We start from the raw sequence: 25,990 nt of genomic DNA on the forward strand, positions 1-25,990 counted from the left end.
CCTAATGGAGACAAGTTTAGTTTTACTCTTATTATTGGCCCCTTTTGTCGGGTTTTTATCTAATATATTTTTCGGGAAGCAACTCGGTAAAGCCGGTTCCGGTATTTTAGGAACTTTGGCGGTAATTGTTTCCTTCTTTGTTACTTCTTATTTCTTTATGCAGGTAAGCGGAAGCAAACAACCTATTAACGTACATTTATTCGATTGGATTTCTTTAGGGAAGTTCAGTATTAACTTCGATATTTTATTAGATCAGTTGTCTTTGCTATGGCTGATGTTTGTTACCGGTATCGGATCGTTAATCCATATCTATTCGATCAGCTATATGCATGATGATGAAAATATGCATAAGTTTTTTGCTTATCTGAACCTGTTCATATTCTTTATGATCACTTTGGTAGTCGGAAGCAACTTATTGATCATGTTTATCGGTTGGGAAGGTGTTGGATTATGTTCTTATCTGTTAATCGGATTCTGGTATAAAAACCAGGAGTATAACGATGCGGCTAAAAAAGCCTTTATCATGAACCGTATCGGAGATTTAGGTTTCCTGATCGGAATCTTTATCATCGGATATTTATTTAATTCATTAGATTTCAACGTAATCAAACAAGCGGTTTTAACGGGTTCTAATCCGGAATTAGCAGGATGGTTAAGCATTGCTACGCTGTGTTTATTTATCGGAGCTGCCGGTAAGAGTGCACAAATTCCATTGTATACCTGGTTACCGGATGCGATGGCAGGTCCGACTCCCGTTTCGGCTTTGATCCATGCGGCTACGATGGTTACTGCGGGTATCTTTATGATCACGCGTTTGAATTTCTTATTCGATTTAACACCGGATGTTCAGAGTATCATTGCCGTTGTTGGTGCAATCACTTCTTTAGTGGCTGCTTCTATCGGATTGGTACAAAACGATATCAAAAAAGTATTGGCCTACTCTACTGTTTCCCAATTGGGATTAATGTTCCTGGCTTTAGGTTTGGGAGCGTATGAAGTAGCGGTATTCCACGTAATTACTCACGCTTTCTTTAAAGCCTGTTTATTCCTTGGTTCCGGTTCGGTTATCCACGCTTTACACGGCGAACAGGATATGCGAAGAATGGGTGGATTAAAAGGCGCGATGAAAGTAACGTTCCTTACGTTTTTATTGGCTACACTTGCTATTTCGGGTATTCCTCCTTTTGCCGGTTTCTTCTCAAAAGATGAAATCCTGATGGTGGCTTTCCACGAAAACAAAGTATTATGGGTAATTGCTGCTGTAGCTTCTATTATGACAGCTTTCTATATGTTCCGTTTATTGTACCTGACGTTCTTTAAAGAATTCCGCGGTACAGAAGAACAAAAACATCATTTACACGAAAGCCCGATGTTAATTACTTTCCCGTTAATGATTTTAGGTGTATTGTCTGTAGTTGGAGGAGCAATCAGTCTTCCGGGTAACAGTTGGTTAAATCATTATCTGGAACCGATCTTCGCACATAAACCACATGAAGCGCATCATTTAGGAACTACAGAATATATGTTAATGGCATTTGCTGTTGTAGGTGCTTTAATCGGAATCGGAATTGCTTATGCGAAATACATCAAAAAAGCAGAAGTTCCGGCAGAAGACGATCAGATTACCGGATTTGCAAAAGTCTTATATAACAAATATTATGTAGACGAAACGTATATGGCTGTAATAGTAAAACCAATCTATTCATTAGCACGTTTCTTCAGAGATTATATCGAAACCGGATTATCGCAATTGATCTTCGGATTCGGTTCTGTAGCAGACGGATTGGCTTTACAAGGTAAAAAATTACAAAACGGAAATATCGGTTTCTATTTATTCGCCTTTGTATTCGGACTTTGTTCGGTAGTGTTTTATTTATTCTTTTTACGATAATCTATTAAAAATGGACGTAACAATAGTACTCTTAATTTTATTACTCGGAGCGGTTGTCACTTATTTCTCAGGAAATAAAGCGGCATCTAAAGTAGCTTTGCTTTTTAGTGCAGTTGCTTTTGGAGCTTCACTTATGATTTTAAACCAGTATAGTCAGGGGATTGACTGCGGTTTCTCAGCAGTCTGGATGACAAATCCCAATATTCTTTTTTCGCTAAAAGCAGACGGACTGGCCTTATCTATGGTCATTCTGACAACGGTATTAACACCTTTAATTATTCTGTCTTCTTTAGGAAACAATTTTAACAATGCAAAGAACTTCTACGCGTTGGTTATGTTTATGGCTTTTGCCATGACCGGTACTTTCCTGGCGTCTGACGGTTTCTTATATTACATTTTCTGGGAACTTTCGTTAATCCCGATTTATTTTATCGCTTTACTTTGGGGTAACGGCGATGCTGCCGAAAGAAAGAAAGCCGTAATCAAATTCTTTATTTATACGTTTGCCGGTTCTTTATTTATGCTAGTAGGTTTTATCTACTTATATCAAAAAGCCGGAAGTTTCCAATTGGATAAACTATATACTTTGGAATTAACTGCAAACGAAGAATTATGGATTTTCCTGGCGTTCTTTTTGGCCTATGCTATTAAAATTCCAATCATCCCGTTCCATACCTGGCAGGCGAATGTATACCAAAAAGCACCGACAGTCGGCACAATGCTTTTATCCGGTATCATGCTTAAAATGGGATTATATTCCGTTATCCGTTGGCAGTTGCCAATTGCACCGAATGCCGCACATGAATTAAAATATATAATTCTTGCATTAAGTATTGCCGGTGTTATCTACGGTTCATTCGTAGCTTTAAAACAAAAAGATTTAAAGAAATTATTAGCCTATTCGTCTTTAGCCCACGTTGGTTTAATCGCTGCCGGGTGTTATACATTAACATTAGACGGTTTAAGAGGCGCTGTATTGCAAATGATTGCTCACGGTTTTGTAATCGTAGGTTTATTCTTTGCCGCTGAAATTATTTACAGACGTTTCGAAACCCGTGATATTTCTGAAATGGGTGGTATTCGTACACAATCACCGAAGTTCACTTCCATGTTTATGATTTTGGTATTGGCTTCCGTAGCTTTACCGGGTACCTTTAACTTTGTAGGTGAGTTTACCGTATTATACAGTTTATTTCAGGTTAACCTTGCATTTGCCATCGTAGGAGGAACAACTATCATTCTGGGAGCATTCTATATGCTACGCATGTTCCAACACGCTATGTTAGGTGAAACCAATGCAAAACCATTTGCAGACGTAAGCTTTAATGAAGGAATTGTTTTTGTGCTAATCATCGGATTCCTATTGTTTTTCGGATTATATCCAAAACCGATCATCGAATTGATTACGCCAAGTTTACAAGATATATTAGTACATATTAAATAAATTTAGTCCAGCATAATGAGTACAATAATAGCAATTGCAGTATTAGGTGTCGTTTGCCTTTTAGCTGAAATTTTTAACTTACGAAAAGCCATTATTCCAATAGCCGTTGTCGGTTTGTTGGTAGCATTAGGCATGACCGTGACTGAATTTAACGTAACCGAAAGTTACTATAACAATATGATTGTGACCAATCGTTTTACAGTAGCTTTTTCCAGTTTATTTATACTGTTAACCCTTTTCCTGGTTACTTTAAGTCATAATTTTTACAAGAACCGTCCGTCAAAACTTTCTGATTTTATCGCCATCAAAATATTCCTTTTATTAGGAGCGATTTCAATGGTATCCTTCGGAAACCTGGCGATGTTTTTCTTAGGATTGGAAATCTTATCTATTTCATTGTATATCCTTGCCGGAAGTAAACCGTTAAGTCTGAAAAGTAATGAAGCAGGTATGAAATATTTCCTTATGGGATCTTTTGCGTCGGGTGTAATTCTTTTCGGTATTGCTTTAATCTACGGAGCTGTAGCTTCTTTCGATATGAACATGATCTACGAAGCTTCGAATTCAGCTGCTACCGGTGACTGGTTTTATATCGGTGTTTGTATGATCACTGTGGGAATGTTATTTAAAATTGCAGCCGTTCCGTTCCATTTCTGGGCGCCGGATGTATATGAAGGTGCTCCTGCTCTAACAACGGCAACGATGAGTACACTAGCAAAAGTCGTTGCTATGGCAACTTTCTTTAAGCTAAATCTTGCAATGAACGGTAATATGAATTTTGCCTACGAAACGGTTATTGTAATCATTTCGATCCTTTCTATGACTGTTGGTAATATTATGGCATTACGCCAAAACAATATTAAAAGAATGTTGGCCTTTTCGGGTATTTCACATGCCGGATTTATGTTAATGGCTCTTTTAAACTTATCCAATGCAACCGGAAGTTTGTTTTATTACGCTACCGCTTATACATTAGCCGGTATTGCTGCTTTTGCTGTGATTCTTTACGTATGTAATAATAAAGAAGACGAAAGCATTACATTCTTTAACGGACTAGGGAAAAATAATCCGTTAATGGCTGCGATTTTATCAGCTTCATTATTGTCGATGGCCGGTATTCCGATTTTCTCCGGTTTCTTTGCCAAGTTCTTTATTTTGAACCAGACATTACAAGCGGGTTATCTTATCCTGTTAATTGCCGGTGTGATCAACTCCATCATCAGTGTGTATTACTATTTTAAAGTAATCAGTGCGATGTACACCAAAGAACCAAATGAAGAAAAAAGACCGGTTCCGTTCGAATATTATATCGTAGCGGTATTAGCTATCGGACTAAACATTGCGATTGGTCTGTTCCCTTCTTTCCTAATGGATTTACTATAAGGTTTATTATACATTCATTTATACTAACTAAAAAAGTCATCGGGAAACTGATGACTTTTTTGTTATTATACTCTTTTAGGATTAATTGTTATTTTCAACACCCTTAAAAAAGGACAATTATTCCATAAAAAAGACTATTCTGTTAATCAAAATTTATCTTGCAGAAAATACTATATTTTGTTAGGCAAAAGTTATAACTACCAATGAACTATACCAAATATGATGCAAATAAAAGTACTGATTCAAAATTATTTCGTTTTACAAGTAGCGGAACAATAGGTGATGTTTCAAAAATGGTTCATTATACCGTTACTGATAAAACAGATTTATATAATTTAGCATTTGGAGATCTTAAATATGACAAAGAAAATGAGCAATATTTCATTGATGATGAAATTGTAACAGGAAATGGAGATATTCGGGAAGTATTAGCTACAGTAGCTCATACAGCCTATGATTTTACACAGACATATCCTAATGCCACCATTTTTTTTAGAGGTAGTGACAAAAGAAGGACAAATCTATACAAAAGAGCTATTCATTTAAATTTGAATGAATTATCAAAAACTTTTAATATCTTTGGAGCAAGAATGAATAAAAATGGGGACATACTCGACCACCCATTTGACTACAAAGAAGATTTTGATGGATTTCTAATTAAAAGGAAGTAATTATGAAAAACAACGATATTAAAAAAGATATTACCTCAAAAAAAGATGCAAAAATTACGCTTAACACTGAGTTAGATAAGTTTAAAGACATCAAATTTAAATCAGGTAAACCCGAAGAAATAAAGAAATTAAGATTTAAACTTAGTTTTTAATATAAAAACCTCCTTGATTCGGAGGTTTTATTTTTCCTCTTTTTACATAACATACATATCTCTTGATTTATAATAGCATAAAAATAACATGCTATTTATCGACTGGAAGTAATCATATGTAAGATTAATTCAGAAACTTTCGATAGCTACTTTCACTCAAAAATTTATTAGCCGAATACAAACCCGGTCTTCCTCGTTTAAAAATAAACAGTAACATTTTAACGCCCCATTTTGTCTCCCTATTGACCAAAACCGTAATTTTACATCATGTATGCATTGGTCGATTGTAATAACTTTTATGCTTCCTGCGAACGGGTATTTCAACCCCAATACGTGGGTCAACCTGTTGTGATTTTATCGAACAACGACGGCTGTATTATTTCGCGCAGCGAAGAAGCGAAAGCCCTCGGAATTCCAATGGGTGCTCCGGAATTTCAGGTGCGTGATCAGTTAAAACAACTCGGAATTAAAGTCTTTTCGTCCAATTATGCTCTTTATGGTGACTTGAGCGGACGCGTGATGAACATTCTCCGCCAATTTACACCTCACGTCGAAGAATACAGTATCGATGAAGCCTTCCTGAGTTTTGACGGCATGATGATACCTGACTATCACGATTATGGTATCCAAATAAGAAAAAGGATCCAAAAATGGCTAAGTATCCCAATATGTGTGAGTATGGCGCCAACAAAAGCATTGTCAAAAGTAGCCAACAAAATCGCTAAAAAATTTCAGGAACGTACCGGCGGTGTTTATGTTATTGATAGTGATGAAAAACGAATTAAAGCCTTAAAGTGGACTAAAATTGAAGATGTTTGGGGTATTGGCTATCGGTTGATCAAAAAAGTAAAAGCCCGTAATATTTTTACCGCTTACGATTTTACCTTACCGGAACACGAAGGTTGGATCCGAAAGGAAATGGGCGTTATCGGTTTGCGTTTACGCAGTGAATTACTCGGCAATCCGGTATTGGAACTCGAAACGCAACACGATTCGAAAAAGAGTATCGCTATTACCCGTAGTTTTGAAAAAAAATTATCTGACTATCGGGAAATCCGGGAACGAATTGCAACTTTTGCTTCTGTTTGCGCTGAAAAACTCCGCAAACAAAAATCCTGTTGCTATAGTGTGGTCGTACTATTGGTAAAAGACAAACACCGGTCAAACACCAAACGTCATTATTACAGTCAGATGGAGACTTTACCTTTTGCCAGCAATTCGAATATCACAATCAGTAATCTGGCGATCGAAATCCTTGAAAAACTGTACGAACCAAATGAAGTCTATCTGAAAGCCGGTGTTATTGTAACGCAGTTACTCCCTCAGGATCAGAAACAATTGCATTTATTTGATGAAGAAAACCCGAAACATCAAAAACTGATGGAAGTAATGGACCTGTATCACCAAAAAACCGGTGATCGTAAAATCCGATTGGGTAATCAGGATTTACAGCGAACCTGGAAGATGAAACAAAATCATCTTTCTCCGAATTATACAACAGACATTAAGGACATACTGGAAATACAATGCCACTAGACAAAAATCCCCTGCATTTTTTTATTCCCGAAAGTGAAGCTTCGATGGAGTTACCCTTTATTGCCGATGGTATTAAAGCCGGGTTCCCGTCGCCTGCCGCCGATTTTGACGGAACTAAAATCAGCCTGGATAAAGTTGTCGTTAAAAATCAGGAAGCCACTTTTTATGCCCGGGCTAAAGGCAATTCGATGAGCGGTGCCGGTATTGATGATGGTGATATTCTGGTGATCGATCGTAGTCTGGAACCTAAAAACAATAAAATTGCCGTTTGTTATATCGATGGGGAATTTACCGTAAAACGGATTAAAATTGAAAAAGATTGCATTTACCTCATCCCTGAAAATACCGATTATACTCCGATAAAAGTAACGGAAGATAATGAATTGATCATCTGGGGAATTGTAACGTATGTATTGAAAAGTGTTTAGTTTTTACACAACTCATCCAAATACATATTCAGGTTTAACTGAAAAAGCGTTCCTTCAACCAGATCTTTAATCTGGTAAACTTCTTTTCGGGTCACAGCAAGATCCAGCGCCTCAAAAGGCGTCTTCAATAAAAACTTATGACAACGGTTACGCATTTCACATTCCGAGCAACATGCACTCTCACAAGATAAATCGATAAGTTCTGAAAACTCCTGCATTTCCTCTTTTGTCAGATAAAATCCTGTTTCCTTAAATACCAATTGTATTTTATGGCGTAATGTTCTCTGGTCTTTAATCCAGAAAAAAGCTACTCCGAAATCGTTATGATAAAGTTGTTCTATCTGTTGCATCACCTTTAATTTTAAACAAATATAAAAATTATTTATATTCATTCTAAATAAAAATTAATTTATTTTAAATCAGGATAGCCAACCCTTATATCCGGACCTATAAATATAAGGGCTATCCAAAAAACCATTTTTATTAAGGCTATCCGTAATTAGTTTCTAAAAGCTTCGGCCAATATCTCAAAAGAACGCAACTTTGCCTGTTGGTCGAAGATTTGTGAAATGGCCATAATCTCATTTACTTTAGTAGCCTGTATAAACTCGCTAAAGTGTTTTTGTAATGTTTCTTTGTTTCCGACAAAAGTAAAAGCTGTCATCTGCATTACTGCTTCCATTACATCAGCAGTCCACACCTCATCCATATCATCAACCGGTGGCATTAACGGACGACGGGTATTGGTTATAATCCCGGTAAAAGCCTGGTAAAGCGATGTTGAAAGATAATTAGCTTCATCATCATTATCCGCAGCAATGACATTTACACATGCCAGTATATATGGTTCTGATAAATAATCGGAAGGAACAAAATAATGACGGTATAATTCGATAGCCCGGTAAAACTGAGCCGGGGCAAAATGGGCTGCAAAAGCGTAAGGCAATCCTAATTTTCCAGCTAAAACGGCACTTTCCATACTCGATCCTAAAATCCAAATCGGGATATCAATTCCTTCGCCCGGAAAGGCTCTTACTTTTGCCGCGCTGTTTTCAGCACTTAAATACTGTTGCAATTCCTGAATATGCGCTTCAAAATCATAATTCAGATCATAATTGTTTTTCCGTAAAGCCATCGCCGTTGCTCCATCTGTTCCGGGTGCACGTCCCAATCCCAGATCAATACGATCCGGATATAAAGTACTTAAGGTCCCGAATTGTTCTGCTACAGCAAGCGGAGAATGATTCGGTAACATAATCCCACCGGAACCTACTCGTATGGTTTGAGTATGTTCGGCAATATTACCAATCAGTACAGAAGTAGCCGAACTGGCTACATGTTGCATATTATGATGTTCGGAGAGCCAAAAGCGGGAGTAACCCAGCGCTTCCGCTTTTTGTGCCAATTCCCGGCATTTTCGAAAAGTATCTGAATAAGTGTCTCCCTGGGAAACTACTGCTAAATCAAGTATAGAATATTGAACTCCGTGTAACGGATTATCGGGTGAAATCATTTCTCTTTATTTATAATAAATAAATTTAGAGAAATACTTTTTTAGGAAAACCCAATAAACTGTTAATTAAGATTCTTTAATATCACGTAATCGTAGTTGCTTACTCACCGTTCCGTTCCATTCGTTTTCATCGATCGAGAAAACAGCGTCAAAATGTTTTCGGTTTTGGGTCATACTGATTTTATTCGCCAGTCCGAAACCAATTGCCGCAAATCCTTTATCATTCGAATGTTGCTTTACAAATAAACGCAGGTGTTCTTCATCCTGTCCGATTTTTTTACCGTATCCGGTATCCGTTAGCTTTTGCGCAAGGAAAACCGGCGTCATATTTCCCGGTCCGAAAGGTTCCATTTGATTAAGAATACGGACTAATTTATCATCTATAGCATCAAAATCAATTACGGCATCGATACTAATTTCGGGTACCATCAAATCAGGAGTAATGGTCTCGGATACGACTTTTTCAAATTGTTTTTTAAAATTTTCGTAGTCACTTTCTTTTAACGTTAATCCGGCAGCATACATATGACCTCCGAATTGTTCCAAATAGTCTGAACAGGCTTCCAAAGCATTATACACATCAAAATCTTTAACCGATCGTGCCGATGCTGCCAACTTATCCCCACTTTTAGTAAAAACCAGTGTGGGACGATAGTAAACTTCCGTTAAACGGGATGCAACGATTCCGATAACCCCTTTATGCCAGTCTTCCTGATATACAACAGTTGTATAACGTTCCTGTTCGCCGCTTCCTTCAATCTGTTTTAAGGCTTCTTTGGTAATTTGTTTGTCCAGATCTTTCCGATCAGCATTAAACATCTCAATCTGACTTGCAAATTCACTTGCTTGCAGCAGATCAAATTCCGTTAGCAATGCTACAGCATGATTTCCGTGTTTAATTCGGCCGGCCGCATTAATTCGGGGTGCGATGATAAAAACGACATCAGTAATCGTCAATTCCTTCTTTTTGACATTTTTAATCAATGCTTTAATACCGGGACGCGGATCGGCATTAATCACCTCTAATCCAAACTTCGCTAATACCCGGTTTTCGCCTGTAATCGGGACAATATCCGCCGCAATAGCGGTAGCCACAAGATCCAGATACGGCGTTAAATCTTCAATAGCCAAACCTCTGTTTGCTGCTAACGCCTGTATCAGTTTAAAACCGACTCCGCAACCGCATAATTCGTCATACGGATAAAAACAGTCCGATCGTTTCGGATCGAGTACGGCAACAGCATCCGGCAATTCATCTCCCGGACGATGGTGATCACAAATCACAAAATCGATGTTTTTCTGACGAGCGTAAGCTACTTTATCAATCGATTTAATTCCACAGTCTAATGCAATGATTAACGTAAATCCGTTATCCTCAGCAAAATCAATTCCCTGAAATGAAACCCCATATCCTTCCGCATAACGATCGGGAATATACGTTGCTACATTCGGATAATAACTGCTCAGATACGAACTCATCAAAGCAACAGCAGTCGTTCCGTCGACATCATAATCGCCGTAAACCAAAATATTTTCTTCGTTTGCTATTGCTTTTTCTATTCGTTCTACCGCTTTATCCATGTCTTTCATCAGATACGGATCGTGTAAATCATCCAGCGACGGACGAAAGAAAGCTTTAGCCTGATCAAACGTATCAATCCCACGTTGTATCAATAAGCCGGCAATTAAAGGACTAACATTAAGTTCACTTGCCAGTTGTTTTATTTTTTGGGGATTTGGTTTCAGTTTGATTGTCCAGCGCATGCTTGATTATTTAGTCACACCTGACAGATTTTAAAAACCTGTCAGGTGTGATAGGTATTTATACTGTATGATAGTGTATTTTGATCTCGACTTTGGCAAATTGACGGAACATTTCCATCACGCCACAATATTTTTCTACCGAAAGATTGACTGCTTTTTCGAGTTTTTTCGGTTCAAGATCGGAACCGTAAAAATGATAATCGACCCGAACGGTATGATAGGTTTTCGGATGTTCTTCTGTAAGTTCACCTTCCGTTTCGATTGTAAAATCGGTCACTTCCAGCTTCATTTTTTCGATAAGCGAGGCGACATCCAATCCTGTACATCCGGCTAATGCTGATAACATCAACGCTTTCGGACGCAACCCTTTGCCTTCACCTCCGTTTTCCGGACCGGCATCAATCGTCATTACATCACCACTGGGATTGGTGGATTCAAATTGCATTTTCCCTAACCATTTGGTACGTACCTGATGTGTCATATTTACTCGTTTTTATCTTTTTTATTTTCTTTAGCGATTACCTTCCCTCCCACAATTACTACGATCTCTCCTTTTGGTGGTTTGGCTTCAAAATGTTTTAAAACTTCTTCCGCTGTTCCGCGTACGGTTTCTTCGTGTAGTTTGGATAATTCCCGCGAAACCGAAACCGGTCGGTCGGCACCGAAATACTGAATAAATTCGGCCAGTGTTTTCACCAATTTATGCGGTGAAACATACAAAATCATCGTTCGGGTTTCTTCCGCCAATGCAAGATAACGGGTTTGTCGCCCTTTTTTATCCGGTAGAAAGCCCTCGAATATAAACTTGTCATTCGGCAATCCGCTATTGACCAAAGCCGGTACAAATGCAGTTGCGCCCGGAAGACATTCCACTTCGATTTTGTGTTCTACACAGGCACGTGTTAATAAAAAGCCCGGATCGGAAATAGCCGGAGTTCCCGCATCGGAAATCAACGCTATTGTTTCTCCGGATTGCAACCTACGGATAATCGTTTCAACCGTCTTATGTTCGTTGTGCATATGATGACTCTGCATCGGTGTGGCGATTTCGAAATGTTTGAGCAATTTCCCGCTGTTACGGGTATCTTCCGCCAAAATCAGATCGACTTCCTTTAATATGCGGATCGCCCGGAAAGTCATGTCTTCCAGATTTCCGATCGGGGTTGGTACCAAATATAATTTAGACATAGCGTAAAATTTAAACACCAATCAGCATAAACTAACATTCATGCCGATTGGTGTAATGGATAAGTTATGACTATTATGAAAATCGCTTTTCAACGATCTCCATAAAACGTGTTTCGTATTCTTCTTTTCCTTCCCAGTTATTGTAATCCGGTCTTACCAGATCTTCAATAAAATTTCGGGCATCTTCATAATTGTCGAATGTATTTAACTGCGACAATACCCGGTTTAAATCTTCTCCGCTTCCGCCAAAAAGATTTTTTTCGAAAGCAATGCGGTCGTTCAATCCTAAAGCAATTGTTTTACCGGCCGAATCCGTTTTACGACTATACGCTTCTCTTTCAGCATCAATCGAAACAGAATGTACTTCCGCTTTCGGTTCAAATACCGGCTCAAATGCGATATCAGCCACTTTTTCTACCTCCGCAGGAACATCTTCTACTTTAACAAATTCCGGTTCTTTATAAGAATGTTGCCCTAACAGATCTTCTAATGTGATCTGATGTGATTCTTTTTTCGGTTCTTCTTTTACCGGTTCAAAAACAGGTTCTACTATTTCCGGAAAAGCCACTTTTTCTTCTTCGATCAGCGGTTCTTCATCTTCCAAATCACTTTCATCAATATCAATCTGACCAACAACTACTTTTTCGGCTTCCGGTTCTTTTTCTTCTTCTGCTACTAGTTCTGTTTCCGGTACAATTTCAGCTATAGGCTCTTGTTCCGGTTCCGGGATAACTTCTTCTTCCTCTTCTTCCATTACAGCCTGAACTTCTTCTACTGCTTCCGGTTCCATTGTAGCGGCTTCTGCTTCTTCCGTTTTTTCAACTTCTTCGGCATTTGTTTCTTCTCTTTCAGCCACTATAGGTTCAGCCGGTGTCGCTTCAGCAATTGTAGTTGTTGTATCCGGTTCCTTATTTTCTAACACTTCGTCCAGTTTCCCTTCCAGTTCCTCTACTCCGATCGTTGGCTTCGCTTCTTCAAAATTTTCTTCGTAGAAACGCAATACAGATAAGATTTCATATAATTTTTGCGTTTCCTGATGTAACTGAATTACTTCCGATTTATTTTTTAATTTTAAAATGCGATGCGCGATACTGATTAACTCAGCCTCTAGCTTTTTCTTCATAACTTTTGCTTTTATATAGGGTAAAACGATGGTTATTTTAATAAATTTGTTTCCATTACAAAAGTAACAGAAAAAAACGCTGTTTTCAGCTTGAAAAGTACAAAATGTTTCTCGAAAATACGGTAAATCACAAAGAACAATTTGGGTGGATTGAAGTCATCTGCGGCTCCATGTTTTCCGGTAAGACGGAAGAACTAATTCGTCGTTTAAAAAGGGCTCAGTTTGCCAAACAGCGTGTTGAAATTTTCAAACCGGCCATCGATACCCGTTATCATGACGAAATGGTCGTATCGCACGATTCCAACGAAATTCGCTCGACTCCTGTTCCCGCTGCAGCCAATATTCGTATACTTGCCGATGGTTGTGATGTAGTTGGCATTGATGAAGCTCAGTTTTTTGACGATGAGATCGTTGCGGTTTGTAATGATCTGGCCAATTCCGGAATCCGTGTTATCGTTGCCGGTCTGGATATGGACTTTAAAGGCAATCCTTTTGGTCCGATGCCGGCTCTGATGGCTACCGCTGAATATGTAACCAAAGTACATGCCGTTTGCACCCGCACCGGAAATCTGGCCAATTACAGTTTCCGAAAAGCTCAAAACGACAATCTCGTTTTATTGGGCGAAACCGAAGAATACGAACCACTGAGTCGTGCCGCTTATTTCTCTGCAATGAAAGAAATGCAGGAAAGAGAAAAAAATTCTAAAAACAGAAAAAACAACGAATAAGTTTTGAGTTTTATCATCAAAAATATTATCCCTGTCATTACTGCCAAATGGTATGGGACTGACGAAACCTGCACTATTGACAACGTTTCTATCGATAGTCGTTCATTACAAAACGGGAGCGGAACTTTGTTTTTTGCTTTGGTAGGTCACAATCACAACGGTCATCATTATATTGAAAGCCTGATCGCTAAAGGCGTAACTAATTTTGTAGTCAACCATATACCGGAGCATCTGGTAGGGAAAGCCAATTTTCTTTTGGTAAACGACACACTGGAAAGTCTCCAGCAATTTGCAGCCTATTATCGTACATTATTTGATATTCCTATAATCGGGATCACCGGCAGTAACGGAAAAACCATTGTAAAAGAATGGCTTAACTTTTTACTGAGTCCGGAATACAACATTATTCGTAGTCCCAAAAGTTATAACTCCCAAGTTGGCGTTCCGTTGTCGGTGATCGGAATTAACGAAAAGCACAACCTCGGGATTTTTGAAGCCGGTATTTCCACTATTGGTGAAATGGAAAAACTGGAACCGATTATCAAGCCGACCATTGGTATTTTAACCAATATAGGAGCCGCTCACGATGAAGGATTTACAGACAGGCAACAAAAAACAACTGAAAAATTAAAGCTTTTCAAAAACACATCCGTTCTGATCTGTCAGAAAAACGAAACGATAGACACACTACTGGATCACAACCAGAAGACATTTACCTGGAGTTTCGATAACGACAAAGCCGATGTTCTTCTTACAAAATCCAACAACTCCATAGGCATTACTTACAATAAACATCATTTTTCGGTTTCAATTCCGTTTCAGGATGCGGCATCTGTAGAAAACAGTATTCATTGCCTGATGGTCTTATTATATTTAAACTATCCGGAAGCGGTTATACAGGAACGTATCGCGAATCTGTATCCGGTTGAAATGCGATTACAGGTAAAAAACGGAATTCATAACTGCACCATTATCGATGACAGTTACAGTTCCGATTACCAATCTTTAAAAATTGCTTTGGATTTTCTAGAGCAACATAAAACGCATCAGAAGAAAACCGTTATTCTTTCGGATATTTTCCAAAGCGGTTTCCCGGTAGAAGAACTTTACAGTAAAGTCGCCCGATTATTAACCAATAATAAAATTGAACGGGTAATAGGTATCGGAGAGACGATAAGTCGTCATCTTCAGGATTTCAAAGGTTTTATTTCCTTTAAAAATACGGCTGATTTTTTAAATCAGTACAATTCATCCGCATTTGAGAATGAAACCATACTGATTAAAGGAGCCCGAAATTTTCATTTTGAGGAGATTGTAACACTACTGGAAGAAAAAACGCACGAAACCGTATTAGAAATCAACCTCAACGCTATTAGTCATAACCTTAACTTTTATAAATCAAAGCTAAAACCGGGCACCAAAGTAATGGTTATGGTAAAAGCTTTCGGATACGGAAGCGGTAGTTTTGAAATTGCGAAACTTTTGGCACATCATAAAGTAGATTATCTGGGCGTTGCTTTTGCTGATGAAGGAATCGCGCTACGTAATGCCGGTATCGATATGCCGATTATTGTGATGAATCCGGAAAACAGTGCTTTTTCGGCTATGGTGGCTTATAATCTGGAACCCGAAATCTATTCTCCTCAGGTATTAAAACGTTTTATTACGCTGGCACAACAAAAAAACCTGTCGAATTATCCGATCCATATCAAACTGGACACCGGCATGCATCGATTGGGTTTTGAGTCCGGCAATTTAAACGAGTTGATTACCACATTGCAACACAATAATTTTGTTTCTGTAAAAAGTATATTTTCTCATCTTTCCGCCAGTGACGGTCCGGAATTCAACGATTTTACATTACAACAGATTCATACTTTCGACAATTGGTCGCAGCAAATAGTAACCGCTTTACAAATCCAACCGATACGACATATATTAAACACGTCCGGTATTTATAATTTTCCGGAATATCAATTTGACATGGTTCGCCTTGGCATCGGATTATACGGTGTCGGAAACGATGAAAATGAGATGAGGCAACTGGAAAATGTAGGCACCTTAAAAACCGTCATTCTTCAGGTCAAAAATGTACCTACCGGCGACAGTGTAGGCTACAGCCGTAAATTTATGGCCACTCATTTAACTCACACAGCTACTATTCCGATCGGATATGCCGATGGCATTCCCCGAAGTTGGGGTAATCAAAAAGGGTATGTTCTGATTCACAATCAAAAAGCGCCTATCATCGGTAATATCTGTATGGACATGTTAATGGTTGACATTACCGGAATTGACTGTAAAGAAGGCGATACTGTCATTATCTTCGGCGAACAGCCACGGGTAACCGAAATCGCCAAAACAATCGGTACAATTCCGTATGAAATCCTGACCGGTATCTCACAAAGGGTGAAACGTATTTTCTATAAAGAATAAAAAATACTACTAAAATTGTTAAATTTTTAATCCGTTTTAGTACTTTAGTGCTACGTAAATTTTTAATTTAAACATTATAAGGTATGGGAATGCTATCAGAATTTAAGGAATTTGCCATGAAAGGCAACGTTGTAGATCTTGCAATCGGGGTTATCATTGGCGGTGCTTTCGGTAAAATTGTCAGCTCATTTATCGATGATGTAATTACACCTTTATTGTTAAAACCGGCATTAGAGGCAGCCAACTTGTCTAAAATCGAAGATCTTACCATTCTCGGCGGTGTCAAGTACGGTATGTTTTTATCGGCGGTTATTAATTTTGTAATTGTGGCATTTGTATTGTTTCTTTTGATTAAAGGAATTAATGCTACGAAGAAAAAAGAAGCTCCGGCTCCGGCGGCTCCGACAGGACCTACTCAAGAAGAATTATTGGCAGAAATTCGTGATTTATTGAAAAAATAATCCGCTACACACATATTCTAACTTAAACCGTTCCTGTGTGAACGGTTTTTTTATTTATTGTTTTTTTAACAGCATTATTATTTACTTTTGTTAGACTAAAAATTAACTAAAAACACATCTATTAAAATGAAAGTAGCCGTTGTAGGTGCCACCGGAATGGTAGGCGAAGTAATGTTACAATTACTGGCAGAAAGAAACTTCCCCCTAACTGAATTAATCCCTGTCGCTTCGGAAAAGTCCGTTGGAAAACAGATCGAATTTAAGGGTAAGTCCTATACTGTAGTAGGATTACAAACAGCGGTTGACCTGAAACCTGAAATTGCTATTTTCTCAGCCGGCGGACAAACTTCTTTGGACTGGGCTCCTAAATTTGCCGAAGCGGGAACAACCGTTATCGACAATTCATCAGCATGGCGAATGGATCCGACCAAAAAACTGGTAGTTCCGGAAATCAATGCTTCAACATTGACCAAGAACGATAAAATTATTGCCAATCCGAACTGTTCTACAATTCAGATGGTGATGGTTTTAGCGCCGTTACACCATAAATACGGTATCAAAAGAGTGGTCGTATCGACGTACCAGTCCATTACCGGGACAGGTGTAAAAGCCGTAAAACAACTGGAAAACGAATATGCCGGTATTCAAGGCGAAATGGCTTACCCTTACCCTATTCATCGAAATGCTATACCTCAATGTGATGTTTTCGAAGAGAATGATTATACTAAAGAAGAGATGAAGTTGGTTCGTGAAACTCAGAAAATCATGAACGATAAAACAATTGCCGTTACTGCAACAGCTATCCGTATTCCGGTAGTTGGCGGTCATAGCGAATCGGTAAATATTGAGTTTTTAAATGATTTCGATGTTACTGACATTCGTACTATTCTTCACAATACTCCGGGCGTAGTGGTTCAGGACAATACCGATACCAAAACTTATCCGATGCCGATTTATGCACACGGTAAAGACGAAGTATTTGTGGGCCGAATCCGTCGTGATGAAAGTCAACCGAATACACTAAACATGTGGATCGTAGCCGACAATCTTCGTAAAGGAGCTGCAACCAACACGATTCAGATTGCGGAATATCTGGTAGCAAACAATCTATTGTAATCCCTATTTTATCACAATAACAGCCGTTTTACTTTAGCAAAACTTAAATTTTGTTAAAATAAAACGGTTTTGTTTTTTTGGTTTTCTATATTTGCAGGAAATGAAAAAGAAACTGGCCTTATTAAATCTTTCTTTAATGTTGGCGGTATTGTTTGCAATACTGTTCCAATCGGTCCATTCTTTTGAACATCTGGCAGACGAATTCACACATGATCATTGCCATCATAAATACGATACCTCCAAAACAGAATTCACACATGCTCATCATGATTTCGATCATTGTTTCGCCTGTGAATTTACTTTTAGCAGCTATCTGCCAACCGAATTCTTTTCATTTTCATTTACCAATTCTTTTAAAACCTTAACGCAAAACACTGTAAAAACGGAGCAACCTATTGTTTTTTCAGGCGCTTTGTTTGCTTTACGGGCTCCTCCTGTATTCTTATAATCATACCGTTAGTTTCTGTTTCATAGCCCGTTGGCTTATGGACTTTCGTATATTATCTGAATCAGGAAAAAATGCAACAAAAATCTTTTCTTGTTCTCTGCTTGCTATTGGCTGGTATTACAGGTTTTTCCCAAAACAAAATTTCCGGGATTATTACCCATGTAAAAAGACAGCCTTTAAACGGAGCACATATTCATATCGCAGACAAAAGTACTGCCACTAATCCCGCAGGAAGATTTGAAATAAAAAATATTCCTTCCGGCAAAACACGCCTTATCGTATCCTATATCGGTTACAGAACAATCGATACGTTACTTACGATAACGGATGATATTTCCGTTTCATTTACGATGAAACCGGATATCAGCGCGCTTAAAGAAGTGGTCATCAGCAAAGCAGCACAACCGCAGAGCACTAAAAACTCCGAAAAGGTCAACCAGAATTATATTCAGGAATCCTATGCCGGTTCGTTTGCCAAGTCATTGGAAAAACTTCCCGGGGTAAATGCAATGGAAATCGGCGCCGGAACATCCAAACCGATCATACGCGGATTAGGTTTTAATCGCATCGCCGTTACTGAAAACGGAATCAAACAGGAAGGACAACAATGGGGAGCCGATCACGGTCTTGAAATAGATGCATTTAATGCCGAAAACGTAGAAATTGTAAAAGGTGTAGGCGCTATTGAATATGGCAGTGATGCTATGGGAGGCGTTATCAGCATCAACAATGAAGCCGTCCCGAGTCCCAATAGTTTTTCAGGTCAGGCATTAGCCATCGCTAAATCGGTTAACAATACCATCGGAACTTCCGTAGGCATCCAATATCGAAAGGATCATTTCTTTTATAAACTAAAAGGAACCGTTCTGGATTTCGGAGATTATAAAGTACCTACCGACGAAATTCTTTACCTGAATACGCATATTCCGGTTTACAATCAAACCCTAAAAAACACAGCCGGTCGGGAGACTGATTTTTTCGGACAAGTGGGCTATATCGATAAAAAATTCAAATCCACTTTAAGTATCAGTAATGTCTATTTTAAATCGGGATTCTTTCCCGGTGCACATGGAATTCCTTCAATTGCAGCGGTTCAGGATGATGGTGATGACCGTAATATCGGCCTACCTTATCAACGCGTCAATCATTTCAAAATCATTAATAATAATCAGTGGAGTTTTCAAAATTCACAGCTAAATGCTTCTGTCAGTTTTCAGAATAATCATCGTCAGGAATGGAGTAAATTTCACACCCATTATAGCAATCAGCAACCACCGGAAGTGAATCCGGATCTCGAACTTGATTTTAATTTAAGTACGCTTGATGCGCAACTAAAGTACAAATACAACTGGTCGGTGGCCCATCAAACCACCGTAGGCATACAAAACCAGTATCAAAGTAATACAATAGACGGATATAGCTTTCTATTGCCGAAATTCACCCGAAATGCTATCGGAGCTTATGCCATTCATGATTATACCGTTTCCCAAAAATTAAAATTAAATGCCGGAATCCGTTTTGACCGGGCTCAGATCGCGATTGATAAGTTTTTTGATCAAACATTATACGATTACCTGACCGGAAACGGACAAAGTCCTGCTGTAGCCAATTTTTATGCCGAAAGAAGTCGGGATATCGACAAAAATTTCTCCAGTTTTAATGCCTCCGTCGGTATGGGATATAAAATGAATGACAGCTGGAATTTAACCGCTACGATCGGGAGTAATTTCCGCTTTCCTACGGCTATAGAGCTAAGCGCTAACGGAATTCACCACGGTGCTTTTCGCCATGAAATGGGAGACGCTACATTAGATCCGGAAAAAGGGATCTCATTTGACACGAAATTGAGTTATACCAAAAATAATTTCAAGGCTGCTTTTAGTCCGTATGCTTATTATTTCAGTAATTACATTTTTCTAAAACCGTCCGGGCAATTTTCTATTCTTCCTCATGGCGGTCAGATTTATCAATACTCGCAATCGGAAGCGCTTTTATCCGGTTTTGAAGTCAGTCTGGAAAAACGTTTTCTGGATCGCATTACCGCCGAAGTGGTTTTGGAATATTTGTACAATAGACAAGTTACATCCGATTCGTCGAAAGATTATCCGTTACCATTTACACCTCCTGCTAATGGCTACTGGGAAATCGGTTATAATTTTAAATCCTCTAAAATATTCACCAATGCCGTTGTTTCCGTTAACGGAAGAACCGCACTGGAACAAGATCGTATTGCTCAAAACGAACTGATAACACCCGGGTATTCCATTTTTGGCGGAGCTGTAAAAAGCGACATTAAACTAGGTTCATTTCTGGCTAATGTTCAGTTATCGGTAAATAATGCCTTCAATACAAAATATTTCAACCATAACAGTTATTACAGGGCGTTGGAAATTCCCGAAATGGGACGTAACATTCAGTTATTAATCCGAATTCCTTTTGGAAAAGCATCACATGAATAAATACAAGCAACATATTGTTATACTGCTGTGTCTTATTTTTGCTTTTCCGCAAATTAATAATGCCGTACACTATTTTTGGCTGGAACATACTTTTAGTTATTCCGCCGAAAAAAGAGTTGTTGTTAGCGAACAGCACAACAGCCATAATTGTGAACTGCATATTTTTAAAGTTCCGGCCATTACGGCGATTACTTTTTTAAGTTTTACACCTTTTATACCGGTACTTCCAACTGAAAAGCCATTTAGACATTTTAAAAAATACGGTTCTAAAACTATACATTCCCGTTTTTTAAGAGGTCCTCCGACCGTTTGATTTTTATTCGATTAACAACACAACACGAAACAATAAAATATAAATCAAACACTATTAAAATAATATCATGAAAAATATCAAATATCTATATGCATTTGCCACTATTGCCGCTTTAAGTTTTACTTCTTGTAGTAAAGATGACGATAATAAAGACACGGAAAAACCTGTAATTACTATTACCGAGCCTGTAGTTGATGAAGGTTTTGCACCCGGATCAGAAATTCATCTTGAAGGTGTTTTAACTGACAATGTGGAGTTAGCTTCCTATAAAGTAGAAGTGCACAGTGCAGAAGACGGCCATACACATGGAAAATCAGCCAATGCAGAAGCCGCTAATTATTTCCATTATGAGCAAACCTTCCCGATCGAAGCCGGACAACGTATTAAGGAATTCCACCATCATATCGAAATCCCTGCTTTGGCGGCAAACGGAGAAGCTTTTACCGACGGACACTACCACTTAGGTGTATTTTGTTTGGATAAAGCCGGAAATCAACAACAGGTTTTTATTGAAATTTATATCGGCGCCGGTGGTGACAATCACGGACATGATCATAAAACAGTAAACTAAAGTCATTTTTAAGAACAATGCCCTCTAACAATAGTGAATTGTTAGAGGGCATTTCTATTTTAAGTTTCGAAATAATTATGTTAAAGGAATAGGTTCTTCTGCATATATTTCTACATCTGTATTATCATCTATTATTATTTCCCAGGATTGGAATCGTTTATCGTCAGGAATCCCGTCCATTAATTTTACTGCCGGTGTATTTCCTCCTGTGAAATACGGTATATTAGCTGCCGTCCACATTGATCCCGTAATTAATATCGGTACTTTATACAACAGCCGTTTTCTTGTAGTCTTTTCGATTATTAAAATTTTTCTTTTTGTTTTGGGAGGAACTCTTGTAGTATAGGTAGTCCGTACTTCTTTTTCATTTGTTTTTTCCTCTCCTCCTTCAACCGTAGTTGACAATGAGACTTCAGCGCCTCCTTCTCCAACAAAGGGAAGTTTGACTTTAAACGATGTTGTTACTCCGGCTGTAACAGCAACATTCCATCTTGTCTTTTTTTCTGTTTTATATGCAAATTCTTTTACCAATTCTTCTTCTGTATTACCTCTATTATACACCCAGGTTTCCGAAGCTCTATAATTTTGAATATCACCATCATCAGATGGCAATGTCTCAAGTACTGATGTCCCAAGTTCTAAATAAGCAGTACCACTATGCTTTTTTGCTAAATCCAAATGTCTGGCTTTTGAAGTGTGATAATCATTTATAACAATCGCATCCGGCTTTCGGGTAAACGGATTTAAAGTAGCGCTGTTATAATTCTTAAATAAATCTATCAGCTTTTGTTCCGTAAATCCTAACCCTTGGAGATGCCCCTCTGTTAATTTTTCCCTCTTTTCTGAAGTTGCTCCTTTATTACTTTCAGTATAATTTTCAAAAGCTAAGAAATCCGGAGTAGACTTATAGACGAGCTCTCCTTTAATTTTCTTATAAAAAGCTTCATCAACATCCCTTTTTTCCATTTCAAGAGCAGCTGTTTTTACTTCATCGTTACTATCATAACTACAAGAAACAAAAAACAATACTGCCGCAAAGAGTGTAAATTTTAATTTCATTTTTTTTATTTTATATGTTAAATGAACTTTAATCCACACTAAGTTAAATCACAAATTGTTATACAAAAACAATCTTACCAGTCAAAAAAGACAATAAAAAAGACAATAAAACCCGGTCGCCTTCTCAAAACTCTCCTCTTATTCATTTTTATTTCAACACTTTAACGACTAATCAACCTTTCTATATTTTAACGAAACTATAACAATTGATTTCCTATTTTTGTTAAAAACCAAAAACCAAATGAAAAAAACAATAACAACCATGGCTGTGGTTTGTAGTCTATCCATGAATGCACAAACATCCAAGAGCGCGGGTAAATTAAAATACCCGGAATCCCGTAAAACGGAAACAACCGATACCTATTTCGGTTCAACAGTAAAAGACCCTTATCGATGGTTAGAAGACGACCGTTCAGCAGAAACTGCGGCCTGGGTAAAAGCGGAAAACAAAGTTACCTACGATTATTTGGCCCAGATTCCTTTTCGGGATGCACTAAAAGCCCGACTGGAAAAACTGTGGAATTACGAGAAGATCAGCGCGCCTTTTAAAGAAGGTAACTATACCTACTACACAAAAAATAACGGTTTACAAAACCAATCGGTTATTTACCGTAAAGATGCTTCCGGAAAAGAAGAGGTTTTTCTGGATCCGAATACATTCTCAAAAGACGGGACGTCCTCTTTAGGCGGACTTGATTTTTCCACTGACGGCTCTAAAGTGGCCTATTCTATTTCTGAAGGCGGTAGCGACTGGAGAAAAGTAATCATCATGGATGCTATCACTAAAAAGATAATTGAAGATACTTTAGTTGACATTAAATTTAGCGGTGTATCCTGGAGAGGAAACGATGGTTTCTATTATTCCAGCTACGACAAACCAACCGGGAGTGAATTATCCGCTAAAACCGATCAGCATAAATTATATTACCACAAATTAGGTACTTCTCAGAAAGATGACAAAGTCGTTTTCGGAATGGACCAGAAAAGAAGATATGTGAGCGGAGGTGTTACAGAAGACGACAAATATTTAGTAATCTCAGCGGCGAATTCTACTTCGGGTAATGAGTTGTATATTAAAGATCTTACGAATCCGAATAGTCCGATTATTACAATCGTAAACAATTTTGATTCCGACAGTTATATCATGGAGAATGAAGGTGGAAAATTGTTTATTATGACCAACCTGAATGCTCCGAACAGACGTATTGTTACAACGGACATCAGTAATCCGAAACCGGAAACCTGGAAAGATTTTATTCCCGAAACAGAAAACGTATTGTCTCCGATTACCGGAGGTGGTTATTTCTTTGCCAATTATATGAAAGATGCGATATCGGTAGTAAAACAATACGACTATAAAGGTAAGCTGGTTCGTGAAGTTCAGTTACCGGGTATAGGAAGTGCTTCCGGTTTTGGCGGAAAAAAAGAAGTAAAGACATTGTACTTCTATTTTACCAACTATACCACACCGGGAACGATTTATTCGTATGATCCGCTAACCGGAAAATCGGATATCTATCAAAAACCTAAAGTTGATTTTAACAGCGCGGATTATACTTCAAAACAGGTTTTTTACACCTCTAAAGACGGTACAAAAATCCCTATGATCATCACGTATAAAAAAGGAACAAAACTGGATGGCAAAAACCCGACTATATTGTACGGTTACGGCGGATTTAATGCAAGCCTTACACCAAGCTTTAGTATTCCTAATGCAGTATGGATGGAGAATGGCGGTATTTATGCAGTTCCTAACTTACGTGGTGGTGGCGAATATGGTAAAAAATGGCATGATGCCGGAACCAAACTTCAAAAACAAAATGTATTTGATGATTTTATTGCCGCGGCAGAATACCTGATCGCCAATAAATATACTTCTAAAGATTTTCTTGCTATCCGCGGAGGATCGAACGGAGGATTATTAGTTGGTGCAACGATGACGCAACGTCCGGATTTGATTAAAGTCGCTTTACCGGCAGTTGGTGTTATGGATATGCTACGTTATCATACGTTTACAGCCGGCGCAGGATGGGCGTATGATTACGGAACGGCCGAAGACAGTAAAGAGATGTTTAACTATCTGAAAGGTTACTCGCCAGTACACAATGTAAAATCAGGCGTTGAATATCCGGCTACTTTGGTTACAACCGGAGATCATGATGATCGTGTTGTTCCGGCACACAGTTTTAAATTTGCTGCTGAGTTACAGGAAAAACAAAGCGGAAATAATCCGGTTCTGATCCGTATCGATATTAATGCCGGGCATGGTGCCGGAAAATCGGTAGCGGCTTCAATCCAGGAGAATGTTGATATTATGGCTTTTACGCTTTTCAACATGGGAATCAAAAAATTACCTACACAGAAAAAGTAATGTTATAAAATTCAAAAAGCGCCCGCAATTGCAGGGCGCTTTTCTTTTATAAAATCAATTAATTAGAAAAAAATGCTTGTTTAAAAACGGTTATCACCGTCTAACAGGTTTCCAAGTCCGCCCAACAAGCTTCCTTCTTCCCTGCTTTTTCCTCCGGCTCTCGGTGCGGAAGCAATAATTCTGTCGGCTAAACGACTAAACGGTAAAGACTGCACATAGACAACACCCGGACCGCGAAGCGTTGCAAAGAATAATCCCTCTCCTCCGAAAATCGAATTCTTAATTCCGCCGATAAATTCAATATCATAATCAATATCCTTGGTGAAACCGACAATACATCCGGTATCTACCTTAAGTACTTCACCCGCCTGTAATTCTCTTCGGGCCAGTGTTCCGCCGGAATGTACAAAAGCCATTCCGTCTCCTTCAATTTTTTGCATAATAAATCCTTCTCCTCCGAAAAGACCGGTTCCCAGTTTTTTGGAAAACTCAATTCCGATCGAAACACCTTTAGCGGCACATAGGAAAGAATCTTTCTGGCAAATAAATTTCCCCTGGTATTTTGTCAAATCGATTGCTACAATTTTTCCCGGATAAGGCGATGCAAAACAGATTCTGCTTTTACGGTTATTCTGATTGGTATAAGCAGTCATAAAAAGGCTTTCCCCTGTCAACACTCTTTTTCCGGCTGAAAGTAATTTCCCGAAAATTCCCGATTGTTGTTGTGCGGAACCGTCTCCGAAGATCGTTTCCATTTTAATTCCGTTATCCATCATCATAAAACTCCCCGCTTCGGCAACTACTACCTCTTGCGGATCCAGTTCTATTTCCACATACTGCATTTCTTCACCATGTATCTGATAATCGATTTCATGTGCATACATAATTGTTCGTTTTTTGATTTATCTATTAGACGCTTATCTCTTTTAATTGTT

General features: G+C 38.4%; 24 protein-coding genes. 16 read left to right on the plus strand and 8 right to left on the minus strand.

What is annotated here, in order from left to right:
* Positions 1–4: 4 nt before the first annotated feature.
* The 7 genes from nuoL to NOX80_RS02325 all read left to right on the plus strand — a co-directional run bounded on the left by nuoL (position 5) and on the right by NOX80_RS02325 (position 7,505).
* Positions 5–1,891 carry an NADH-quinone oxidoreductase subunit L gene (gene nuoL, locus NOX80_RS02295; RefSeq protein WP_256551723.1) on the plus strand — a complete coding sequence of 629 codons (1,887 nt, stop codon included), beginning with the start codon at positions 5–7 and terminating at the stop codon, positions 1,889–1,891.
* Positions 1,892–1,901: 10 nt separating this feature from the next.
* On the plus strand, positions 1,902–3,335 hold the full coding sequence (locus NOX80_RS02300; RefSeq protein ID WP_256551724.1) for a complex I subunit 4 family protein: 1,434 nt from the start codon (positions 1,902–1,904) through the stop codon (positions 3,333–3,335).
* A 15-nt stretch (positions 3,336–3,350) separates the two neighbouring features.
* Positions 3,351–4,718 carry an NADH-quinone oxidoreductase subunit N gene (locus NOX80_RS02305; RefSeq protein WP_256551725.1) on the plus strand — a complete coding sequence of 456 codons (1,368 nt, stop codon included), beginning with the start codon at positions 3,351–3,353 and terminating at the stop codon, positions 4,716–4,718.
* A gap of 203 nt (positions 4,719–4,921) precedes the next feature.
* The gene (locus NOX80_RS02310; protein WP_256551726.1) at positions 4,922–5,389 is read left to right on the plus strand and encodes a DUF6934 family protein; all 468 of its coding nucleotides are present in this window, start codon (positions 4,922–4,924) and stop codon (positions 5,387–5,389) included.
* Between the two features lie 2 nt (positions 5,390–5,391).
* Positions 5,392–5,541, plus strand: coding sequence for a hypothetical protein (locus tag NOX80_RS02315; protein ID WP_256551727.1), 150 nt, complete (start codon positions 5,392–5,394; stop codon positions 5,539–5,541).
* 267 nt (positions 5,542–5,808) lie between these two features.
* A complete protein-coding gene (locus NOX80_RS02320; RefSeq protein ID WP_256551728.1) occupies positions 5,809–7,077 on the plus strand; it encodes a Y-family DNA polymerase in 1,269 nt (422 codons plus the stop codon).
* A complete protein-coding gene (locus NOX80_RS02325; protein WP_256551729.1) occupies positions 7,068–7,505 on the plus strand; it encodes a LexA family protein in 438 nt (145 codons plus the stop codon). Before NOX80_RS02320 ends, NOX80_RS02325 begins: the two co-directional genes overlap by 10 nt.
* Here NOX80_RS02325 and NOX80_RS02330 read toward each other — a convergent pair.
* From NOX80_RS02330 to NOX80_RS02355, 6 genes are all read right to left on the minus strand, one after another.
* A complete protein-coding gene (locus NOX80_RS02330; protein ID WP_256551730.1) occupies positions 7,502–7,855 on the minus strand; it encodes a hypothetical protein in 354 nt (117 codons plus the stop codon). The genes NOX80_RS02325 and NOX80_RS02330 overlap by 4 nt on opposite strands.
* 149 nt (positions 7,856–8,004) lie before the next feature.
* The gene (locus NOX80_RS02335; RefSeq protein WP_256551731.1) at positions 8,005–9,018 is read right to left on the minus strand and encodes an LLM class flavin-dependent oxidoreductase; all 1,014 of its coding nucleotides are present in this window, start codon (positions 9,016–9,018) and stop codon (positions 8,005–8,007) included.
* Positions 9,019–9,084: 66 nt separating this feature from the next.
* Positions 9,085–10,782 (minus strand): single-stranded-DNA-specific exonuclease RecJ, encoded by a 1,698-nt coding sequence (gene recJ / locus NOX80_RS02340; protein ID WP_256551732.1) that lies wholly within the window; start codon positions 10,780–10,782, stop codon positions 9,085–9,087.
* Between the two features lie 58 nt (positions 10,783–10,840).
* Positions 10,841–11,263, minus strand: coding sequence for an OsmC family protein (locus tag NOX80_RS02345; RefSeq protein ID WP_256551733.1), 423 nt, complete (start codon positions 11,261–11,263; stop codon positions 10,841–10,843).
* A gap of 2 nt (positions 11,264–11,265) precedes the next feature.
* Positions 11,266–11,970, minus strand: coding sequence for a 16S rRNA (cytidine(1402)-2'-O)-methyltransferase (gene rsmI, locus NOX80_RS02350; protein WP_256551734.1), 705 nt, complete (start codon positions 11,968–11,970; stop codon positions 11,266–11,268).
* Between the two features lie 73 nt (positions 11,971–12,043).
* Positions 12,044–13,093, minus strand: a complete 1,050-nt coding sequence (locus tag NOX80_RS02355; RefSeq protein ID WP_256551735.1) for a hypothetical protein — start codon at positions 13,091–13,093, stop codon at positions 12,044–12,046.
* Between the two features lie 104 nt (positions 13,094–13,197).
* Here NOX80_RS02355 and NOX80_RS02360 point away from each other — a divergent pair, with 104 nt between their 5' ends.
* The 8 genes from NOX80_RS02360 to NOX80_RS02395 all read left to right on the plus strand — a co-directional run bounded on the left by NOX80_RS02360 (position 13,198) and on the right by NOX80_RS02395 (position 21,625).
* Positions 13,198–13,821 carry a thymidine kinase gene (locus NOX80_RS02360; protein ID WP_256551736.1) on the plus strand — a complete coding sequence of 208 codons (624 nt, stop codon included), beginning with the start codon at positions 13,198–13,200 and terminating at the stop codon, positions 13,819–13,821.
* Between the two features lie 3 nt (positions 13,822–13,824).
* Complete coding sequence (locus NOX80_RS02365; RefSeq protein WP_256551737.1) at positions 13,825–16,257, plus strand: bifunctional UDP-N-acetylmuramoyl-tripeptide:D-alanyl-D-alanine ligase/alanine racemase; 2,433 nt, start codon at positions 13,825–13,827, stop codon at positions 16,255–16,257.
* 83 nt (positions 16,258–16,340) lie between these two features.
* Entirely contained in the window at positions 16,341–16,718 is a 378-nt protein-coding gene (mscL, locus tag NOX80_RS02370; RefSeq protein ID WP_256551738.1) for a large conductance mechanosensitive channel protein MscL, read from the plus strand.
* 126 nt (positions 16,719–16,844) lie between these two features.
* The gene (locus tag NOX80_RS02375; RefSeq protein ID WP_256551739.1) at positions 16,845–17,834 is read left to right on the plus strand and encodes an aspartate-semialdehyde dehydrogenase; all 990 of its coding nucleotides are present in this window, start codon (positions 16,845–16,847) and stop codon (positions 17,832–17,834) included.
* A gap of 100 nt (positions 17,835–17,934) precedes the next feature.
* Positions 17,935–18,282: a hypothetical protein gene (locus NOX80_RS02380; protein ID WP_256551740.1), complete on the plus strand. Its 348-nt coding sequence runs from the start codon at positions 17,935–17,937 to the stop codon at positions 18,280–18,282.
* Between the two features lie 71 nt (positions 18,283–18,353).
* Positions 18,354–20,741 carry a TonB-dependent receptor gene (locus NOX80_RS02385; protein WP_256551741.1) on the plus strand — a complete coding sequence of 796 codons (2,388 nt, stop codon included), beginning with the start codon at positions 18,354–18,356 and terminating at the stop codon, positions 20,739–20,741.
* Positions 20,734–21,054: a hypothetical protein gene (locus tag NOX80_RS02390; RefSeq protein WP_256551742.1), complete on the plus strand. Its 321-nt coding sequence runs from the start codon at positions 20,734–20,736 to the stop codon at positions 21,052–21,054. The genes NOX80_RS02385 and NOX80_RS02390 overlap by 8 nt, the downstream gene beginning before the upstream one ends.
* A gap of 67 nt (positions 21,055–21,121) precedes the next feature.
* Positions 21,122–21,625: a DUF4625 domain-containing protein gene (locus NOX80_RS02395; protein WP_256551743.1), complete on the plus strand. Its 504-nt coding sequence runs from the start codon at positions 21,122–21,124 to the stop codon at positions 21,623–21,625.
* A gap of 75 nt (positions 21,626–21,700) precedes the next feature.
* Here NOX80_RS02395 and NOX80_RS02400 read toward each other — a convergent pair whose 3' ends face one another.
* Positions 21,701–22,684 carry a hypothetical protein gene (locus NOX80_RS02400; protein WP_256551744.1) on the minus strand — a complete coding sequence of 328 codons (984 nt, stop codon included), beginning with the start codon at positions 22,682–22,684 and terminating at the stop codon, positions 21,701–21,703.
* Between the two features lie 241 nt (positions 22,685–22,925).
* On the opposite strand from NOX80_RS02400, the gene NOX80_RS02405 reads away from it, so the two are divergent.
* Positions 22,926–25,055: a prolyl oligopeptidase family serine peptidase gene (locus NOX80_RS02405; RefSeq protein ID WP_371926073.1), complete on the plus strand. Its 2,130-nt coding sequence runs from the start codon at positions 22,926–22,928 to the stop codon at positions 25,053–25,055.
* Positions 25,056–25,135: 80 nt separating this feature from the next.
* Here NOX80_RS02405 and NOX80_RS02410 read toward each other — a convergent pair whose 3' ends face one another.
* Positions 25,136–25,939, minus strand: coding sequence for a TIGR00266 family protein (locus tag NOX80_RS02410; RefSeq protein WP_256551745.1), 804 nt, complete (start codon positions 25,937–25,939; stop codon positions 25,136–25,138).
* Positions 25,940–25,990: the final 51 nt, after the last annotated feature.

The organism is Flavobacterium cerinum (genome assembly GCF_024496085.1).
GTDB lineage: Bacteria > Bacteroidota > Bacteroidia > Flavobacteriales > Flavobacteriaceae > Flavobacterium > Flavobacterium cerinum_A.

Bases quoted from the DNA above. Each gene is read 5' to 3' on its own strand.
- nuoL (WP_256551723.1), top strand. From the start codon at position 5: ATGGAGACAAGTTTAGTTTTACTCTTATTATTGGCCCCTTTTGTCGGG.
- NOX80_RS02300 (WP_256551724.1), top strand. From the start codon at position 1,902: ATGGACGTAACAATAGTACTCTTAATTTTATTACTCGGAGCGGTTGTC.
- NOX80_RS02305 (WP_256551725.1), top strand. From the start codon at position 3,351: ATGAGTACAATAATAGCAATTGCAGTATTAGGTGTCGTTTGCCTTTTA.
- NOX80_RS02310 (WP_256551726.1), top strand. From the start codon at position 4,922: ATGAACTATACCAAATATGATGCAAATAAAAGTACTGATTCAAAATTA.
- NOX80_RS02315 (WP_256551727.1), top strand. From the start codon at position 5,392: ATGAAAAACAACGATATTAAAAAAGATATTACCTCAAAAAAAGATGCA.
- NOX80_RS02320 (WP_256551728.1), top strand. From the start codon at position 5,809: ATGTATGCATTGGTCGATTGTAATAACTTTTATGCTTCCTGCGAACGG.
- NOX80_RS02325 (WP_256551729.1), top strand. From the start codon at position 7,068: ATGCCACTAGACAAAAATCCCCTGCATTTTTTTATTCCCGAAAGTGAA.
- NOX80_RS02330 (WP_256551730.1), bottom strand. From the start codon at position 7,855: ATGCAACAGATAGAACAACTTTATCATAACGATTTCGGAGTAGCTTTT.
- NOX80_RS02335 (WP_256551731.1), bottom strand. From the start codon at position 9,018: ATGATTTCACCCGATAATCCGTTACACGGAGTTCAATATTCTATACTT.
- recJ (WP_256551732.1), bottom strand. From the start codon at position 10,782: ATGCGCTGGACAATCAAACTGAAACCAAATCCCCAAAAAATAAAACAA.
- NOX80_RS02345 (WP_256551733.1), bottom strand. From the start codon at position 11,263: ATGACACATCAGGTACGTACCAAATGGTTAGGGAAAATGCAATTTGAA.
- rsmI (WP_256551734.1), bottom strand. From the start codon at position 11,970: ATGTCTAAATTATATTTGGTACCAACCCCGATCGGAAATCTGGAAGAC.
- NOX80_RS02355 (WP_256551735.1), bottom strand. From the start codon at position 13,093: ATGAAGAAAAAGCTAGAGGCTGAGTTAATCAGTATCGCGCATCGCATT.
- NOX80_RS02360 (WP_256551736.1), top strand. From the start codon at position 13,198: ATGTTTCTCGAAAATACGGTAAATCACAAAGAACAATTTGGGTGGATT.
- mscL (WP_256551738.1), top strand. From the start codon at position 16,341: ATGGGAATGCTATCAGAATTTAAGGAATTTGCCATGAAAGGCAACGTT.
- NOX80_RS02375 (WP_256551739.1), top strand. From the start codon at position 16,845: ATGAAAGTAGCCGTTGTAGGTGCCACCGGAATGGTAGGCGAAGTAATG.
- NOX80_RS02380 (WP_256551740.1), top strand. From the start codon at position 17,935: ATGAAAAAGAAACTGGCCTTATTAAATCTTTCTTTAATGTTGGCGGTA.
- NOX80_RS02385 (WP_256551741.1), top strand. From the start codon at position 18,354: ATGCAACAAAAATCTTTTCTTGTTCTCTGCTTGCTATTGGCTGGTATT.
- NOX80_RS02390 (WP_256551742.1), top strand. From the start codon at position 20,734: ATGAATAAATACAAGCAACATATTGTTATACTGCTGTGTCTTATTTTT.
- NOX80_RS02395 (WP_256551743.1), top strand. From the start codon at position 21,122: ATGAAAAATATCAAATATCTATATGCATTTGCCACTATTGCCGCTTTA.
- NOX80_RS02400 (WP_256551744.1), bottom strand. From the start codon at position 22,684: ATGAAATTAAAATTTACACTCTTTGCGGCAGTATTGTTTTTTGTTTCT.
- NOX80_RS02405 (WP_371926073.1), top strand. From the start codon at position 22,926: ATGAAAAAAACAATAACAACCATGGCTGTGGTTTGTAGTCTATCCATG.
- NOX80_RS02410 (WP_256551745.1), bottom strand. From the start codon at position 25,939: ATGTATGCACATGAAATCGATTATCAGATACATGGTGAAGAAATGCAG.